Origin of the sequence: Streptomyces sp. CA-179760, assembly GCF_050937045.1 — a bacterium.
GTDB lineage: Bacteria > Actinomycetota > Actinomycetes > Streptomycetales > Streptomycetaceae > Streptomyces.
Map to the genome: position 1 here is coordinate 8,752,863 of NZ_JBNJLZ010000001.1, position 17,112 is coordinate 8,769,974.

Genomic DNA, 17,112 nt, shown 5'->3' on the forward strand with positions numbered 1-17,112 from the left:
AGAACCGTCTTAGCCGGTTCCGTAATGGTCAGGAGGTCTCATGACCCGTCCCACCAGCGACGTGCAAGCATTCGAAGCCCACGCGACTGACGCCGACCTCGACGATCTGCGGGCGCGACTGGCCGCGGCGCGGCTACCGGAGGCCGAGACGGTCCGCCGCGCCGCGCCCGACCCGCGCCGATGGGAACAGGGCGTTCCTCTCGCCGACCTCGTCGATCTCGTGAACTACTGGCGCACCGGGTACGACTGGCGGTCGTTCGAAGCGCGTCTTGACCAGCTCGGCCAGTTCCGCACGACCATTGACGGTCTGGGAATCCACTTCCTGCACCGCCGGTCCGCGCGCGCAGATGCCACCCCTCTGATCTTGACGCACGGCTGGCCGGGCAGCATCGCCGAGTTCGTCGATGTAGTGGACGAGCTGGCAGATCCGAAAGACGCAGAAGCGCCGGCGTTCCACGTCGTGGTTCCGTCGCTACCGGGATTCGGATACAGCGACAAGCCCGCCGGCACCGGTTGGGGAACCGAGAAGATCGCGGCCGCATGGGTGCAACTGATGGGAAGGCTCGGCTACAGCGAGTTCGCAGCCCACGGCGGCGACTGGGGAGGCAATATCACCACGGTTCTCGGCGGCAGGTTCCCGGCGCACGTTCTCGGTATCCACACAACGTTCGCGGAGGGACCGCCCGGGTTGACCACGGACGGGCTGACAGCGGTCGAGCGCGAATGGGCCGAGGAAACCCGCTACTTCTGGCGCCACCGGGCGGCCTACGCGAAGCAGCAGGCGACCCGGCCGCAGACCATCGGCTACTCACTGGTCGACTCACCGGTCGGGCTTCTCGCCTGGATCCTGGACAAGTTCGCCGAGTGGTCGGACACCGAGGACAGTCCATTCGAGACGATTTCCAGGGACAGGGTTCTCGACGACGTCACCCTGTATTGGCTGACGCGGACCGGGGCATCGTCCGCACGCATCTACTACGAGAGCCACAACTCGCTGGACCCCGAACTCCGGGTCGACGTCCCGTCGGCAATCACCATGTATCCCCGCGACGTCGAGAAGTGTCCGCGCGCCTGGGCGCAGGAGCGGTACCGACGGATCGTCCGATGGAGGTCGCCCGAAGCCGGGGGACATTTCCCGTCGCTGGAGGTTCCCGAGTATTTCGTCAAAGATCTGCAAGAGGGCCTCGCGGCAGTGCTGGCCGCTCATCGGTGAACGCGGCTCGGCGACCCGGCCCTCGCGGGATCAGCCGTCTAGGGACGGCCCTGCGGTCACTACGGAGGAGGGCGCGTTTCCGGCATTGGCGCGGCGTGGTGTGTATGAGGTTGCACCTTCCGTAGCGGCATGTGGTCCGGTGGACTTACGTCCCGATGCCTTGAGGAAAGGTCCCTGTTCATGCATTCGTCTTTCATGCCACCACGTCAGGTCAAGATCGGTGACGCGGCGGCCTTCGTCGGCAGCACACCACGGGCGATTCGTCATTACCACGAGATCGGCCTGCTCCCCGAGCCCGAGCGGGGCGGCGATGACCGCCGCCGCTACGGGTACGAGGACATGATCCGCTTGCTGTGGATTCGCAAGATGGCCGACGCCGGGATCGCCCTGGACGACATCCGTGACGCCTTTACCACCGGCACGCCTTTGGCCGGTGCGGACAGCGGAGAAGGTATCGCGGGCATCCTGGAGCGGTTGGAGGAAACCCTCGCCGAGCAGGAGGCGGAATTGCGGCGGCAACGGGCCGCCGTGCAGCGGATGCGCACCGAAGGCAGCCGGATGGGCCTGCTCTCCGACTTCGTCACCGAACGCCTCAAGAGCCTGCCCGAGGGCTCCCTGCGTCAGGCGGACCTGGACAGTCTGCTGGTCACTGAGCGGATTTTCGGCCCGCTCGGCGCGGCCGTCCAGGCCACCCGCTTCGTCGTCCTGGCCACGCACCCCACTCTGCGGGAGGAATCCGACCGCATCGACGCCGCCGAGGAGGCACTCGATGACAGTGTCGCCGTCGATGATCCACGGGTGGCTCAAGTGGCCGTCGAGCGGCACGCCTTCGAGAGCGCCCTGCATGCCGTCATCGAGGAGTCCGGCCTGGATAAGGACGACGATGCCCTCTTCGACGCCTGGGACACCTTGCACCCTGCCAGCACCGATGACGGCGAGGGCGAGGCCGACCTCGGCTCTGGCAGGCGCAAGACTGACTCCATGAGCGTGTTCGAAGCCACCGGCAAGATGCCCTACGACTTCTCCCCAGCCCGCCTGCGCTGTATGGAACTGGCCGAAGAACTGTCCGCCCAAGACTCACCCGCTACCCAAGACACGGCCTAGTCTTCCCGCGCCCACGCCCGTAGCTTCTCCGGGTTGCGGACCGCCCAGATCCGGGTGACACGGCCGTCGGAGACGTCGAAAGCGGCCACGGTCATGACGACGCCGGCGCGCTGGGCCACCAGGCCGGGCACACCGTTGACCGACCGCTCCAGGAGTTCGAGACCGGGAGCCCTGTCGGCGATGGCGACCATGTACTGGGCGATGCGCGCGCCGCCCTCGACCGGGCGCAGGGCGGCGCCGGCCATGCCGCCGCCGTCGGCGGTCATCACGGCGGCCGGGTCGAGGAGTCCTACGAGGGCCGCGATGTCCTTGGTCTCCCACGCCTCTTTGACGTGCCTCACCACGTCGGCCCGGTTGGACGCCGGCACCGGGGCCCGCTCGGCGCTCACCCGCCGGCGGGCGGAGGCCGCCAGCTGCTTGCAGGCCGCAGGGGTACGGCCGAGGACGCCGGCGATCTCGGCGAACGGGTAACGGAAGACGTCGTGCAGGACGAACGCCACCCGCTCGGCGGGCGTCATCGACTCCAGGACGACGAGGAAGGCCATGGACACCGACTCGTCCAGGACGATCCGGTCGGCGGGGTCCGCGGGGCCGGTGGTGTCCGCGCCGCCCGTGTGGTCCCACTCGGTGCGGTCGGGCAGCGGCTCGGGCAGCCATGCGCCGACATAGCGTTCGCGGCGGGCCCGAGCAGAGCCGAGCAGGTCCAGGCAGATGCGGCTGGTCACCGTCGACAGCCAGGCGCCGGGGGACCGGATCTCCTCCTGCCGGCTTCGCGACAGCCCGTACCAGCGCGCGTAGGCATCCTGTACGGCGTCCTCGGCCTCGGTCACCGAACCGAGCAACCGGTAGGCGACATTGATCAGTTGGCGTCGCTCGCCTGCTGTCTCATCCGCTCCGGCCCCGACCGTCCCCATGGCTTCGGCCCCCTCGCCTTACCTTTCGCAGGCCCGCGTCGTCGGGCTGGTGTGACCTTATCGATCTACCGCCCGACGGCGGGAAAAGGGGACCGTGACATGGCCACTCAGGTGACGGCGACGGCGAACGCGCAGCGCACTTCCTCGTTCCTGCGGGTCGCGATCGCCCTGCAGACCCTGACCATCTTCCTTCAGGCGGTCTCGGCCGGACTGCTGCTGACCTCGTCCTACGGGGCGATGCTGCACGACGTCGGAGCCCGGGTGATGTACGGGGCATCGATGCTCTACGTGCTCGCGGCGGTGCTGGCGTGGAAGCCCGGCGGCGGATCGCAACGGCCCGTCTGGCACGCCACGGGTTTCCTCGCACTCGCCTCGGTCCAGGTCGCGGTGGGCATCGCGCACGTACCGTCGGTCCATCTCCCCCTGGGTGTCCTGATGTTCGGTCTGAGCGTGCTGGCGCTGGCCAGGCGCTGAGGCTCGGCGCGGCACCCGGTCACCGGCTACTCGTCGGACAGGGTGAGGTCGGGGACCCGCCAGGCCGCGATCACGAAGGCGACCAGGGACACCGCGGCGCCCGTGAGGAAGACGACGCGCATCGAGGCGACGTAGCCCTCCAGGAACGGCAGGGCAGCACTCGGATCGAGGGCGCGCAGGAACGCTGAGTCCTCCAGGCCGACGCCGCCGTCGGGGCGGAGCACTCCCGTCAGGGCGTGCGCGTTGTCGGGCTGTGCCAGGAGGTGGCGGTAGGCCGGGTCGTGGCGGGCCTCGGCCAGCCGGTCGGCGATGCTGCCGGCCGCCGTGGTGAACAGGATCGACAGGAACGCCGCGGTACCGACCGTGCCGCCGTTGGAGCGGAAGAAGTTGACCGACGCCGTCGCCGCGCCCATGTCCGTACGGGGCACTTCGCACTGCGCGAGCGTGGTGAGCGTCTGCATCGACGCGCCGAGCCCCGCGCCCATCAGGGCCATGCCGAGCGCCGGGTGCCACAGCGGGGTGTCCGCCCGTAGCGTGGCGAAGACGAGCATCGCCGCGGTGAACGAGCCGACACCGGCGACGAGATGGACCTTGAACCGGCCGGTCCGGGCGATCGTCCGGCCCGTCAGCAGCGTCACCGCGAGGTTCGCGGCGACCGTGGGCAGGGTGGCCAGGCCCGCCGCGATGGGGCTCATGCCGCGGACCAGCTGCAAGTAGAGCGGCAGGGTCGTCATCGCGCCGAACATGCCGATGCCGACGACGAAGTGCAGCCCGACGCCCAGCCGGAAGGTCCGGATGCGGAACAGACGCGGCGGCAGCAGCGCGGCGTCGCCCGCCCGCCGCTCGACCACCAGGAACACGGCCAGCCCCGCCGCACCCGTCGCGTACATCGACAGGGCCAGGGGCGAGTCCCACCCCCAGGTGCGGCCCTGCTCCGCGACCGTCAGCAGCGGCACGATGCCCACGGACAGGGCGAGAGCCCCGGCGTAGTCGAGCCGATGCCGCACCCGCCGGTGCGGGAAGCGCAGCACCCGCATGATCGTCACCGCGGCCGCGGCGGCGAGCGGCACGTTGATCAGGAAGATCCAGCGCCAGCCGGCGATGCCGAGCAGCTCGGCCCGGTCCGCGAACGCACCGCCCACCAGCGGGCCGACGATGCTGGCGCCGCCGAACACGGCCATGAAGTAGCCCTGGTAGCGGCCCCTTTCCCGCGGGGAGGTGATGTCGGCGATGAGCGTCATCGCCAGCGACATCAGCCCGCCGCCACCAAGACCCTGAACGGCGCGGAACGCCGCGAGTTCATAGATCGACGTGGCGAAGCCGCACAGCAGCGAGCCTACGGTGAACAGGGCGATCGCGGCGAGGTAGACGGGCCGGCGGCCGTGGATGTCGGAGAGCTTGCCGTAGAGCGGCGTCGCGAGGGTGGCGGTGATGAGATACGCGGTCGTCACCCAGGCCTGGGCCGTCAGCCCGTGCAGGTCGTCGGCGATGGTCCGCAGCGCGGACGAGACCACCGTCTGGTCCAGCGCCCCCAGGAACATGCCGAGGACCAGCCCGGACATGACGGTGGTGATCTGCCGGTGACTGAGCCGCGGGGGTATGTCCCCGGACGCGCCCTGTTCTTGGGTGTCGGAGAAGGTCACGTGTCGTCCTTGGGGTGGGGGCGGGTACAGCTCGCGGGTACGGGCCGCCCCGGGGGTTCCGGAGCGGCCCGTACCGGGGGCCGGGCGGCTAGCCCGCGATCTTCGCCAGGTCGCCGACCGCCTGGTCGACCTCCGGCAGCGTCAGCATCGCCAGCTGGGCCGACCGGGCCCGTGCCCGGGGCCCGGGATCGGCGAAAAGCTCCCGGCACGCGTCGGCGATGCCGGCCGCGCCGCGGTCCGTGATGTGACGGCCGAGCCCCAGCTCCGCCACCCGGTCCGCGTTGGCGGGCTGGTCCCCGAAGTGCGGCAGCACCGCCAGCGGCGTGCCGGTGCGCATGGCCTCGCGGATGCTGTTGAAGCCGCCGTGGGTGACGAACAGGTCGACCGACTCCAGCAGCAGGGGCTGCGGCACCCGGTCGGCGACATGGACGTGCCCGGGGAGTCCCTCGGTGTCCACCGGAATGCCGGACGTCGACACGACCACCGTGCAGTCGTCCAGCTCGGCCGCCGCCCCCACGATCGCGTCGAGGCTCTCGGTGGGGTCCGGCAACTTCACGGGCACAGGCGTGTCCCGGACCGCCATGCGTTCCCTCATCACCGGCAGGGCCGTGCCGATCGCCGCGTACACCAGCGGCCGGTCCGTGGGCAGCCGGGCGAGCCACTCCGGCAGCACACCGCCCCGCTCGACGTCCACCGTCTGCCGGTAGGCCCACACCTCGTGCAGATGCCGGGCGAAGGAGAAGGCGGGCGGCACGTAGTCGACCCGGCCGTGCGGAACGAGGGACAGCGGGTCGTCCCGCACGGGCAGCCCCAGCTCCTCGCGCCGCTCGTTGAGCTGTGGCAGCACATCGGCGGGGTCCAGGATGTTGCTGAACCCCGAAGGCGTCGGCAACTGCGGTACGCCCAGCAGCTCGGCGGTCAGCACCGCGCCCATGTCCATGCCGTCCCGCAGGATCACAGCCGGCCGGAAGTCCCGGGCGAGGGGGAGCAGGATGTCCAGGTGCGGCTTGACGCCCGGCCCCGCCACGTGCCGCATCAGCAGCCGGGTCAGCGCCGCCGTCGGCTCCGTGAGGTCGGCGGTGTCCTGAAGATCGGCGAGATACGGGCCCATCGCGGCGAGTGGATCGAACTCCGGTAAAGCGGCCTTCACTTGTACGTCGTCGTCATGGAAGACGGGGGCGAGGGCCTCGGTGGTGACCACCAGCACCTGATGCCCGTCCTTGGAGAGGGCGCGCAGCAGGGGCAGTTGAGCACGGCCGTGGGAGGGACTGCCGAGCGTGGTGCACAGAACCCGCATGGATGAGCCTTTCTGTCGGAGTCTCTTCGGGGGAGGGAGGAGGCGTCAGGCCACCCTTGTCGGCGCCTTCGCGCGCCCGATGCCCTGCCAGGTCAGTCCGGCCCGCGCGATGCGGTCCGCGTCCAGCAGGTTGCGGAAGTCGTGGACCTCGTGGCCGGTCATGCGCGCGGCGATCGCCGCCCAGTCGAGGTCGCGCAGCTGAGGCCACTCGGTGAGGACGAGACAGGCCGCCGCCCCCTCCGCCGCCCGCACCGGGTCGTCGGCGAGTTCGACCAGATCGCTCAGGTCGGGCCGCTCCTCGCGCAACGCCGGGTCGTACGCCGTGAGTTCGGCGCCCTGCTCGCGCAGCAGCCGGGCGATGGAGAGCGCGGGGGAGTCGCGCAGGTCGGAGGTGCCGGCCTTGAAGGTCAGTCCGTACAGGGCGAGTCGTACGCCGTGCAGCGAACCGTCCTCGGCACGCCCGCACGCGGCGGCGACCCGCTCGACGAGCTGCCGCTGATGGGCGACGTTGGTCTCGATGGTGGCGCGCAGCAGAGGGAAGTCGACCCCGGCCAGATCGCACACGGTCAGCAGCGCGTGGGTGTCCTTGGGCAGACAGGAACCGCCCCAGCCGGGACCGGGCCGCAGGAACGCGGAGCCGATGCGCGGGTCCCGGCCTATGCCCTCGGTGACATCGCCGATGTCGGCGCCGAAGCGTTCGCAGACGGTGGCGAGGTTGTTGGCGAAGGACAGCTTCATCGCGAGGAAGAAGTTCGCCGCGTACTTGGTCAGTTCGGCGCTGGCGGCGTCGGTGAGCACCAACGGCGCGTCCAGTGCGGTGTACAGCTCGGCCACGCGCCGGGCGGCGTCCCGGTCGGCAGCGCCGATGACGATCCGGTCGGGGTGCAGGAAGTCCTGGACGGCGCGGCCCTCGCGCAGGAACTCCGGATTGCTCACCACGGCCACGTCGTCCCGGCCGAGCAGCGCGGCCACCCGCTCGCACGTACCGACCGGCACCGTCGACTTGTTGACGACGACACAGCCGGGCGGCAGTACGTCGCGGATCTGCGCGGCCACGGCCTCCACCGCGGCGAGGTCGGCCGCGCCGCCCGCCCCCATGGGCGTGGGCAGGCACAGGAACACCACCTCCGCCTCGGCGACGGCGGCCGCGGTGTCGCCCGTGAAGTCGAGCCGGGCCGCGTCCAAGGCATCGCGGACGGTCTCGGGCAGACCGGGCTCCAGGATGTCCACCCGGGCCTCGCGCAGCCGCTCGACCTTGTGCGGGTCGGCGTCCGCGCACACCACGTGGTGCCCGAGAGAGGCCAGACAGGCTCCAGTTGTCAGTCCGACGTAGCCGGTTCCGATGACGGCGACGCGTCGAGCAGGCACAGAAGATCACCTTTTCCGGTCGGTGGGGGTGCCCGCGTACGACGGCTTCGGTGCGTGCTCCGTCGCCTCCGGCGGGCAGACCTGGAAGGGCCGACTCCGTCGTACGGCCCGGGAAGAGCGAGGACTCAAGTCACCAATCGTTGACCTGAGTCAGGTATGTCATGCGGCGAGAACGTAAGTCAACGAGTGATGACATCGGTCGGTGACTTTGAGACAGCCGCCGCAGACTGGAACATGGGCGGATGGCCGAGGGGCCGTGGACCACGGAGGTGCGGTACGTGACCGGAGCACACAAGGGCGAGGCGTCGAAGGCGGAGGCATGCCGGCCCGCCCACAAACGCTCGGCGTCGGGGACGCGTACCGCGCTGCGGGCCGCCGCGGCGTTCCGCTTCGGCAAGTACGGCTACGAGGGCACCAGCGTGCGCGACATCGCGGGCGACGTCGGTGTGGACGCGGCCCTCGTCTACCGCTACTTCGGCTCGAAAGAAGCGCTGTTCAACGACGTGTCGGGTACGGGGAAAATATTCGAACCGCTGCTGAACGAGCCGGTCGAGGCGATACCCGACTGGTTCTGCGCGCTCCTCATGGGCCCGCCGAGGGAGGGGGACTTCCCGCACCCGGTGCTGTCCGTGCTGCGCTCCTCCGGCCGGGACGACGCCGTGGCACGGCTGCGGGCGGACTTCACGGAGGTGTTCTCGCAGCGCCTGGCCGCCCGGCTCGGCGGCCCCGACGCGGATCTGCGGGCGGAACTCCTGGCGGCCTGGATGCTCGGCACCAGTCTGATGCGATCGGAGATCCGCCCGCCTGCCCTGGCCTCGGCGCCGGACGCCACGCTGGAGCGCTACCTCCGAGCGGGCATCGAGGTCCTGCTGGGCCCGGCGCCGGAGGACGCCGGCGGGGCGGTCGGGGACGAGGGCGAAGGCCGTGCCGGTGATGCCTGACCCCGAGCGCCGGGCCAGGGGGAGCCATGGGCGGCCGGCGGCCATGAGAAGGCAGGACCCTGGCCGTTTCACCCGTGCCGGGACAGTGGCGGTCCTGCCCCTCGGCACGCTCCCGGGGTCGCTGGTCTGACGTCAGGGACGGCGAGAACGGTCGGTGTACAGGGGGTTGACGCACCGGGGCACGGCAGGAACTGTGTTGCACATCGAGCTTGAAGTTGCGTCCTGTGCACCGCCGTGCGCGATGCTCTCGCGGGGACGCAGACCCGCCATGCCCGCCCCCTGTCGGAAGGCCGCGGATGAGTACCGCCTCGACGAAGAAGACGACATCGGCCCTCGCACGGGTGGATCCGGCCGTCCTCTACATCTCTGTCACGCTGTCCGCCCTGTTCGTGGCCTGGGGGGTGTTCTTCACCGACAACCTCACCACGGTCGCCGAGACGACGTTGGACCGGATCCTCGACAACTTCGGCTGGCTGTTCGTCCTCACGAGTTCCGGGTTCGTGGTGCTGGCGGCGGTGCTCGCGTCAAGCCGGTTCGGCTCCGTCCGGCTCGGCAGAGACAGTGAGCGCCCGGAGTTCAGCACCGCCTCGTGGGTGGCGATGATGTTCAGCGCCGGCATGGGGATCGGCCTCATGTTCTACGGCGCGAGCGAGCCGATCATGCACATGGCCGGACCGCCGCCGGGGACCGCCGAGGCGGGCAGCGAGGGCGCGGCCCGCCTGGCTCTGGAGTACTCCTACTTCCACTGGGCGATCCACCCCTGGGCGATGTACGCCGTCGCCGGACTGGCGCTCGCCTACTTCGGATTCCGCAAGAGCGGCAACAGCCTGATCAGCTCCGCATTCCGGCCGCTGCTCGGCGACCGGGTGGACGGGCCGCTGGGCAAGGCCATCGACATTCTGGCGATCTTCGCCACGCTCTTCGGTTCCGCCGTCTCGCTCGGACTCGGCGCGCTACAGGTCAACAGGGGGCTGAAAGAGGTCTGGGGCATCCCCGACTCCACCGTGCTGGCCGTCTCGATCATCGCGGTCCTCACCGTCCTGTTCGTGATCTCCGCTCTCTCCGGCGTGCACCGCGGCATCCAGTGGCTGAGCAACGGCAACATGATTCTGGCCGCCGTCCTGCTGCTGTTCGTCTTCGTCGCGGGTCCCACCGTCTTCATCCTGGAGAGTCAGACCGAGGCGCTGGGCGGCTACCTGGCCTCGCTTCCGAAGATGAGCTTCACCACGGGCGCCTTCGGCGGCGGCGAATGGCTGTCCGGCTGGACGGTCTTCTACTGGGCGTGGTGGATCTCCTGGACGCCGTTCGTCGGGACGTTCATCGCGCGGATCTCCCGTGGCCGTACCATCCGGGAGTTCATCGTCGGCGTGATCATCGCGCCGAGTCTGGTGAGTGTCGTGTGGTTCGCGATCCTCGGCGGCACCGCGCTGAACCAGGAGATGCACGGCGGTCACCTGGCCGCCGCGGTCGCCAAGGGCGAGGAAGCGGGCCTGTTCGCCACCTTGCAGAACCTTCCCTGGTTCCCCGTCACCTCGGTATTGGTGATCGTGCTGGTGGGTCTGTTCTTCGTCAGCGGCGCGGACGCGGCCTCCGTGGTGCTGGGCATGCTCTCCTGTCGGGGCAGCACAAGTCCCGGACGCCTCGTCGTGATCCTCTGGGGTGCGCTGACGGGTCTGGTCGCGGCGGTGCTGCTGCTCGCGGGCGGCTTGGAGGCGGTCAAACAGGTGGCCATCATCGCCGCGTTCCCGTTCCTCTTCGTGATGATCGGCCTGTGCGTCTCCCTCGTGAAGGCGTTGCGTGCCGAGCCGGAGCCGGAGCCGACGGGCGGTGTGCGGACGGCCGAAGCCGTGGCCGACTCACAGCCCGCGGGCTGAGCTGCCGGCCGAGGGCAGGGGGACACGACTCGGCCGGATGCAGAGGCATGTTAGGGGCCGCATCCCGGGAGTGTTCCCGGGGTGCGGCCCTTCTTGTGCCGACGGGCGAGCACGTCCCGCTCGCCGCACCCGGCCGAGTCCACCCGGTTGGAGCCGGCCGACCCCTTGACCCCCGGCGTCCCCCTCCCCGATGCTCGGTTGCGTATAGCGGTGCGTGTATCTAATGAGGCAACGCACTCGCGCGTGTTTCCCGTCTGAGGAGCAGCTCATGGCTCATGAGGTTCGTGCCGTCGTAGCCCGGAAGAAGGGCGCACCCGTCTCCGTCGAAACGATCGTCGTCCCCGACCCCGGTCCCGGTGAGGCGCTGGTCGAGATCGAGGCCTGCGGTGTCTGCCACACCGACCTCCACTACCGCGATGGCGGGATCAACGACGAATTCCCCTTCCTCCTGGGGCACGAGGCGGCCGGTCGTGTCGAGGCGGTCGGAGAAGGGGTCACCGGCATCGAGCCCGGCGACTTCGTCGTCCTCAACTGGCGTGCGGTCTGCGGCCAGTGCCGGGCCTGCAGCAAGGGCAAGCCCTGGTACTGCTTCGATACCCACAATGCGACGCAACCGATGACGCTGCTGGACGGCACCCCGCTCTCGCCCGCACTCGGCATCGGCGCCTTCGCGGAGAAGACACTGGTCGCCGCGGGCCAGTGCACCAAGGTGGACCCGGCGGCTCCGGCGACGGCCGCCGGCCTTCTCGGCTGCGGCGTCATGGCGGGCTTCGGCGCGGCCGTGAACACCGGTGCCGTCGGCCGGGGCGACTCCGTCGCCGTCATCGGCTGCGGCGGCGTCGGAATGGCCGCGGTCGCCGGGGCGCGGCTGGCCGGTGCGAGCAAGGTCATCGCCGTCGACATCGACCAGCGCAAGCTGGACCGGGCCATGACCATGGGGGCCACCCACACGGTCGACGGCGCGAAGGGCGACGTCGTGGAGGCGGTGCGCGAGCTGACCGGAGGCTTCGGCGCGGACGTCGTCGTCGAGGCGGTCGGCCGCCCCGAGACGTACAAACAGGCCTTCTACGCCCGCGACCTGGCCGGCACCGTCGTGCTGGTCGGCGTACCCACCCCGGAGATGAAGGTGGAGTTGCCGCTGCTGGACGTCTTCGGACGTGGAGGCGCGCTGAAGTCCAGCTGGTACGGCGACTGCCTGCCCTCAAGGGACTTCCCGGCCCTCATCGACCTGTTCCTGTCGGGGCGCTTCGACCTGGACGCGTTCGTCTCCGAGACCATCGGCCTCGGTGACGTGGAGGAGGCGTTCGAGAAGATGCACCGCGGTGACGTACTGCGCTCCGTGGTGGTGCTGTGATGGCCGGCGCACCTCGGATCGAACACCTCGTCACCAGCGGGACCTTCAGCCTCGACGGCGGCACCTGGGACGTCGACAACAACGTGTGGATCATCGGTGACGACGACGAGGTGGTCGTCATCGACGCGGCGCACGACTCCGACGCCGTCCTGGCGGCCGTCGGTGACCGCCGCCTGTCGGCCATCGTGTGCACCCACGCCCATGACGACCATGTGCGCGCGGCACCGGACGTCGCTCTCGCCACGGGCGCGCCCGTTCTCCTGCACCCCGACGACCAGGTGCTGTGGAAGATGGTGCACCCCGGTCGGCTGCCCAACGGCCCGCTCGCCGACGGCGACGAGCTCAAGGTGGCGGGCATCGGCCTGCGCGTCCTCCACACTCCCGGACACGCTCCGGGGGCCGTGTGTCTGTACGCACCCGAACTGGGGGCACTGTTCAGCGGCGACACGCTGTTCGCGGGAGGACCTGGCGCGACCGGTCGTTCCCACAGCGACTTCGGCACGATCATCACCTCGATCGGAGAGCGGCTGCTGACGCTCCCGGGCGAGACGACCGTCCGTACCGGGCACGGCGCGTCGACCACCATCGCGGCGGAGGCGCCGCACCTGGAGGAGTGGGCCGCCCGCGGCTGGTGACACGGCCACCGCGTGCCGGGCCGGGGCGGACCGGCACGCGGTGGCCGTCCCGGCTACGCACCGGCCCCGAGCCCGGAACGGGCGACAGACCCCGGACGTACGGCGGCACTGGGTGCCGTTTGGCCCCACCCGGGGCTGGTGCCTCTCGTCCCCGCCGAGGTGCGTCTCGTCCCCACCGTGCGCGGGGAACCGGCGGAAGGCGCGGGCTGGTCCGAGGATTGGTGAACCGGCCGTGGGCATCCGCACCTTCTGGTTCCACCGCTCCGCCCCGGGAGGGTCCGTGCCGTGCTTCGGCACGGACGCCGGAATCACCTGGGGGTCCGACCTCGAGCGGGAGTGGGACGGGACCGGCCTGAAGGCCTCCCGGCTGCCGACTCCGGCCCCGGGACCGCAGCGGCAGGCGCCGGCCCTCCAGCTGCCTTGACAGTGCCGCGCGGCCCTCTCCAAACTCGTTGCACACATCGCAAGATGTTCCCTTATGCGCAACGAGGTCCCATGGTGAGTCCCGCATGCCCCGTCGCCTGTTCGCTCTCCCTCGCATGAGCGCCGCCGCCCGGCCGGGTCAGGCCGCTCCGGCTCCGTGCCCGCGAGGCCTCCCGCGCCCCGGCCGGACCCTGGTGATGGGCGTCGTGAACGTCACGCCCGACTCGTTCTCCGACGGTGGGCGGTGGTTCGACTCCGGCCGCGCCGTCGCACACGGTTTCGCGCTGCTGGACGAGGGTGCGGACATCCTGGATGTGGGAGGAGAGTCGACCCGGCCCGGCGCCGCGCGTCCGACACCCGAGGAGGAGTCGCGGCGCGTGCTGCCGGTCGTCCGCGAACTCGCCGCCGCGGGCGCGGCCGTCAGCGTCGACACCATGCGGGCCGAGGTCGCCTCCCGTGCCGTCGAGGCCGGCGCCGCGCTGGTCAACGACGTCTCGGGCGGACTCGCCGACCCGGCGATGCTGCCGCTGATGGCGGGGGCAGGCACGCCGTACGTGGTCATGCACTGGCGCGGGCACTCCGTCGGCATGCAGGCGAACGCCGTCTACGACGACGTCGTCACCGACGTGGTCGGCGAGCTGCGTGCGAGACTCGAAGCCGCTCTGGACGCAGGTATCCCGCCGGACTGTCTCATCGTCGACCCGGGGCTGGGTTTCGCCAAGCACGCCGATCACAACTGGCGCTTGCTCGCCCGCCTCCCGGAGATCACCGCTCTCGGCAGACCGGTCCTCGTGGGGGCGGCACGGAAGTCCTTTCTGGGTCACCTGCTGACGGACCCCGAGACGGGCCGGCCCCGGCCGCCGCACCTGCGGGACGCGGCCACGTCCGCGGTGTCGGTCCTGGCCGCCGCGCAGGGCGCCTGGTGCGTGCGCGTCCATGACGTCGCCTCGACCGCGGACGCGGTGCGCGTGGCCGCCCGCTGGGGCGTCGAGGCCGACGCCCCAGCGCCGCCGGCGCCCCTGATCTGAGAGGTGCCCCTCGCCGCCTGCTGTTTCCCATGGCGCAGGGCGTTGCGTGACAGGCAACACGAAATCGGCGGGTTCCACCTCCCGTGAACTTCTTGACAAGGGTTTGAGGCCGCCTCCAAACTGGCGTTGCGTTCACCGCAATCCGTTTCGCTATACGCACCCGGAGTGTCATGATGATTCCCGCGTGCCGTCTCGTGGATCTGCCCCGAGGCGAGGCCCACAGGCTCGACATCGACCCGCCGGTCTCGGTGTTCCACACCGATGACGGCGAACTCTTCGCCATCGACGACACCTGCACCCACCAGGACGCCTCGCTCGCCGACGGCTGGCTGGAGGGGGGTGAGGTCGAATGCCCGCTGCACGCCTCGAAGTTCAACCTCAAGACCGGAGCCGTCGACGCCCCGCCGGCCAAGCTCCCGGTGCGCACCCATGAGGTCTTCATCGAGGACGGCATGATCTACGTCCGGCTGTCCACGGCAGCCCCCAACCTGCCTCCGTGCATCGCGGCCCGCCTCGCCGGAGGGGTCGCGTGAGGACGGTCGCCGTGGTGGGCGCGTCGCTGGCAGGTCTGTCAGCGGCGCGCTCACTGCGGAAACAGGGGTACGACGGCCGGCTGGTCGTCATCGGGGACGAAATCCACCGACCGTACGACAGGCCGCCCTTGTCCAAGGAGTTCCTGTCCGGTGACATCGGCGAGGCCGAGCTGGCGCTGGAGCCGGAGGACGAGAACCTGGGGGCCGAGTGGCTGCTCGGGACCCGTGCCGTCGGACTCGACACGGCGCCCCGCGCCGTGCGGCTCCTCGACGGCCGGGACGTGCGGGCCGACGGCATCGTCATCGCCACCGGCGCGGCCGCCCGGACCCTTCCGGGCATGGACGGTCTGGCCGGAGTGCACACCCTGCGCACGCTCGACGACGCCCGCGCCCTGCGGGACGAACTGGCCCAGGGCGGAAGGCTGGTCGTGATCGGCGGCGGATTCGTCGGCGCCGAAGTCGCTTCCACCGCCTGCGCTCTCGGACTCGACGTGACCGTCGTCGAGGCGGCGCCCACGCCGCTTGCCGGACCGCTCGGCGCGACCATGGGCGGCCTCGTCTCCGCCCTCCACATGGACCACGGCGTACGCCTGTTGTGCGGTGTGGGGGTCAAGGGCCTGAGCGGCGAGACCCGGGTCGACGCCGTCCTGCTCGAGGACGGCCGCAGCATCCCCGCCGACGTCGTCGTCGTGGGTGTCGGCGCGCGTCCCTGCGTCGACTGGCTGCGAGGTTCCGGCATCGAGCTCGACGACGGCGTCACCTGCGGTGCCGACGGCCGCACCAGCATGCCCGGAGTGGTCGCGGTGGGAGACTGCGCATCCTGGTACGACCCGCGCGCGGGCAGCCACCGGCGTGTCGAGCACTGGACCGGTGCGCGGGAGCGCCCCGACGCGGCCGTGGCGGCCCTGCTGTCCTGGGGGAATCGGCACCGGGGATACCCCGGCCGCCGTACTTCTGGTCGGACCAGTACGGCGTGAAGATCCAGTTCGCCGGTCACGCGACGCGTGCCGACAGCGTGACGATCGAGGAAGGCACCCCTGACGAGCGCAACGTCCTGGCCGTCTACCGGCGTGCCGGACACCCGGTCGCCGTACTCGGGATGAACCAGCCGCGGCTGTTCATGCGCTGGCGCAAGCAGCTCGCAGCCACGGCGTCCTGACAGCGCCGACCGCTCTCCCCGGCGCGTGCACGGACCGACCCACGACGTTCACCGAGGAGTGCACAGTGACCTCGACCGGCCTGCCGGACAGCCTGATCGCCACTCTCCCCGGGTCCTCCTACACGGACACGGAGATCTTCGCCCAGGAGCAGGAACACATCTTCGAAGCGATGTGGTTCTGCGTCGTGCGCTCCGCCGACCTCCCCCGGCCCGGTGCCTTCCGGACCGTCGAGGTGGGCCGCGAGAGCATCCTCGTCACCCGTGCACGGGACCATTCCATACGCGCCTTCCTCAACGTCTGCCGGCATCGCGGGGCCAAGCTCTGCACGGCGGAGTCCGGCGAGGTCAAGCGCGCCTTCCAGTGCCCCTACCACGCCTGGACGTACGACCTGACCGGTACGGCCTGGCGAGCGTGGCCACGCATGAATGGCTCGGCTACGTGTGGGTGTGCCTGGCCGGGAACCCGCCGCCCTTCCACGAGGTCGTGCGGGATGTGGTGGCCAGACTCGGGGACGCCGAGGCGATCGAGCGCTACGACATCGACAACCTCGAAGTCGGCGAGCGGATCGTCTACGACGTCAGGGCGAACTGGAAACTCATCGTCGAGAACTTCATGGAGTGCTATCACTGCGCCACGATTCACCCCGAGCTCACCGAGGTGCTCCCCGAGTTCGCCGACGGCTACGCCGCCCAGGACTACGTGGGGCACGGCGCGGAGTTCGGTTCGGAGGTCAAGGGCTTCACGGTCGACGGCTCCGAGGGACTGGGCCGCATTCCGGGCATCAGCGAGGACCAGGACCGCCGTTACTACGCGATCACCGTCCGGCCGCAGGTGTTCATCAACCTTGTGCCCGACCATGTGATCTTTCACCGGATGTACCCGGTCGCCGCGGATCGCACGATCGTCGTGACTGGCTCTGTCTCCAGCACGTCGTCGAGAGCGGAAGGACGTCAGCCGGTCAGTGGAGCTGTTCGACCGCGTCAACCGGCAGGACTTCGACGCGTGCGAGCGCTGTCAGCCCGCGATGAGCTCCCGGCTCTATGCCAAGGGCGGTGTGCTCGTGCCCAGCGAGCACCACATCGGGAGTTCCACGCCTTCGTCCAGGAGCGTCTGGGCGCGGCACGGCCGCTGTAGCGGCGGCCCCCGACGGG

Annotated in this window: 13 protein-coding genes and 3 pseudogenes; 12 read left to right on the plus strand and 4 right to left on the minus strand. The window is 70.4% G+C overall.

Annotation, left to right across the window (positions count from 1 at the left end):
* The first annotated feature begins 40 nt into the window (after nt 1-40).
* On the plus strand, nt 41-1,213 hold the full coding sequence (locus tag ACQEV8_RS39595; protein ID WP_432970857.1) for an epoxide hydrolase family protein: 1,173 nt from the start codon (nt 41-43) through the stop codon (nt 1,211-1,213).
* 180 nt (nt 1,214-1,393) lie between these two features.
* Nucleotides 1,394-2,317 (plus strand): MerR family transcriptional regulator, encoded by a 924-nt coding sequence (locus ACQEV8_RS39600; RefSeq protein ID WP_432970860.1) that lies wholly within the window; start codon nt 1,394-1,396, stop codon nt 2,315-2,317.
* Here ACQEV8_RS39600 and sigJ read toward each other — a convergent pair.
* Entirely contained in the window at nt 2,314-3,231 is a 918-nt protein-coding gene (sigJ, locus tag ACQEV8_RS39605) for an RNA polymerase sigma factor SigJ (protein ID WP_432970863.1), read from the minus strand. The genes ACQEV8_RS39600 and sigJ overlap by 4 nt on opposite strands.
* 99 nt (nt 3,232-3,330) lie before the next feature.
* Here sigJ and ACQEV8_RS39610 point away from each other — a divergent pair, with 99 nt between their 5' ends.
* Nucleotides 3,331-3,705, plus strand: coding sequence for a hypothetical protein (locus ACQEV8_RS39610; RefSeq protein ID WP_432970866.1), 375 nt, complete (start codon nt 3,331-3,333; stop codon nt 3,703-3,705).
* Between the two features lie 26 nt (nt 3,706-3,731).
* On the opposite strand, the gene ACQEV8_RS39615 is transcribed toward ACQEV8_RS39610, so the two are convergent.
* The 3 genes from ACQEV8_RS39615 to ACQEV8_RS39625 all read right to left on the minus strand — a co-directional run bounded on the left by ACQEV8_RS39615 (nt 3,732) and on the right by ACQEV8_RS39625 (nt 8,013).
* Nucleotides 3,732-5,348 (minus strand): MDR family MFS transporter, encoded by a 1,617-nt coding sequence (locus ACQEV8_RS39615; RefSeq protein ID WP_432970869.1) that lies wholly within the window; start codon nt 5,346-5,348, stop codon nt 3,732-3,734.
* A gap of 88 nt (nt 5,349-5,436) precedes the next feature.
* Nucleotides 5,437-6,645 carry a glycosyltransferase gene (locus ACQEV8_RS39620; protein ID WP_432970872.1) on the minus strand — a complete coding sequence of 403 codons (1,209 nt, stop codon included), beginning with the start codon at nt 6,643-6,645 and terminating at the stop codon, nt 5,437-5,439.
* A gap of 45 nt (nt 6,646-6,690) precedes the next feature.
* Nucleotides 6,691-8,013, minus strand: a complete 1,323-nt coding sequence (locus tag ACQEV8_RS39625; RefSeq protein ID WP_432970875.1) for a UDP-glucose dehydrogenase family protein — start codon at nt 8,011-8,013, stop codon at nt 6,691-6,693.
* Between the two features lie 278 nt (nt 8,014-8,291).
* On the opposite strand from ACQEV8_RS39625, the gene ACQEV8_RS39630 reads away from it, so the two are divergent.
* The 9 genes and pseudogenes from ACQEV8_RS39630 to ACQEV8_RS39670 all read left to right on the plus strand — a co-directional run bounded on the left by ACQEV8_RS39630 (nt 8,292) and on the right by ACQEV8_RS39670 (nt 17,095).
* Nucleotides 8,292-8,954 carry a TetR family transcriptional regulator gene (locus tag ACQEV8_RS39630; protein ID WP_432970878.1) on the plus strand — a complete coding sequence of 221 codons (663 nt, stop codon included), beginning with the start codon at nt 8,292-8,294 and terminating at the stop codon, nt 8,952-8,954.
* Nucleotides 8,955-9,250: 296 nt separating this feature from the next.
* Nucleotides 9,251-10,828 (plus strand): BCCT family transporter, encoded by a 1,578-nt coding sequence (locus ACQEV8_RS39635; RefSeq protein WP_432970881.1) that lies wholly within the window; start codon nt 9,251-9,253, stop codon nt 10,826-10,828.
* 268 nt (nt 10,829-11,096) lie between these two features.
* Nucleotides 11,097-12,182: an S-(hydroxymethyl)mycothiol dehydrogenase gene (locus tag ACQEV8_RS39640; protein ID WP_432970884.1), complete on the plus strand. Its 1,086-nt coding sequence runs from the start codon at nt 11,097-11,099 to the stop codon at nt 12,180-12,182.
* Nucleotides 12,182-12,817, plus strand: coding sequence for an MBL fold metallo-hydrolase (locus ACQEV8_RS39645; RefSeq protein WP_432970887.1), 636 nt, complete (start codon nt 12,182-12,184; stop codon nt 12,815-12,817). Before ACQEV8_RS39640 ends, ACQEV8_RS39645 begins: the two co-directional genes overlap by 1 nt.
* An 87-nt stretch (nt 12,818-12,904) precedes the next feature.
* Nucleotides 12,905-13,241: pseudogene (locus ACQEV8_RS39650) on the plus strand (chorismate-binding protein); the annotation flags it as partial.
* Between the two features lie 115 nt (nt 13,242-13,356).
* A complete protein-coding gene (gene folP, locus ACQEV8_RS39655; protein WP_432973327.1) occupies nt 13,357-14,268 on the plus strand; it encodes a dihydropteroate synthase in 912 nt (303 codons plus the stop codon).
* Between the two features lie 170 nt (nt 14,269-14,438).
* Nucleotides 14,439-14,801 carry a bifunctional 3-phenylpropionate/cinnamic acid dioxygenase ferredoxin subunit gene (locus ACQEV8_RS39660; protein ID WP_432970890.1) on the plus strand — a complete coding sequence of 121 codons (363 nt, stop codon included), beginning with the start codon at nt 14,439-14,441 and terminating at the stop codon, nt 14,799-14,801.
* Nucleotides 14,798-15,960 (plus strand): annotated as a pseudogene (locus ACQEV8_RS39665) (NAD(P)/FAD-dependent oxidoreductase). Before ACQEV8_RS39660 ends, ACQEV8_RS39665 begins: the two are co-directional and overlap by 4 nt.
* A 65-nt stretch (nt 15,961-16,025) precedes the next feature.
* A pseudogene (locus tag ACQEV8_RS39670) lies at nt 16,026-17,095 on the plus strand (aromatic ring-hydroxylating oxygenase subunit alpha).
* Nucleotides 17,096-17,112 lie beyond the last annotated feature (17 nt).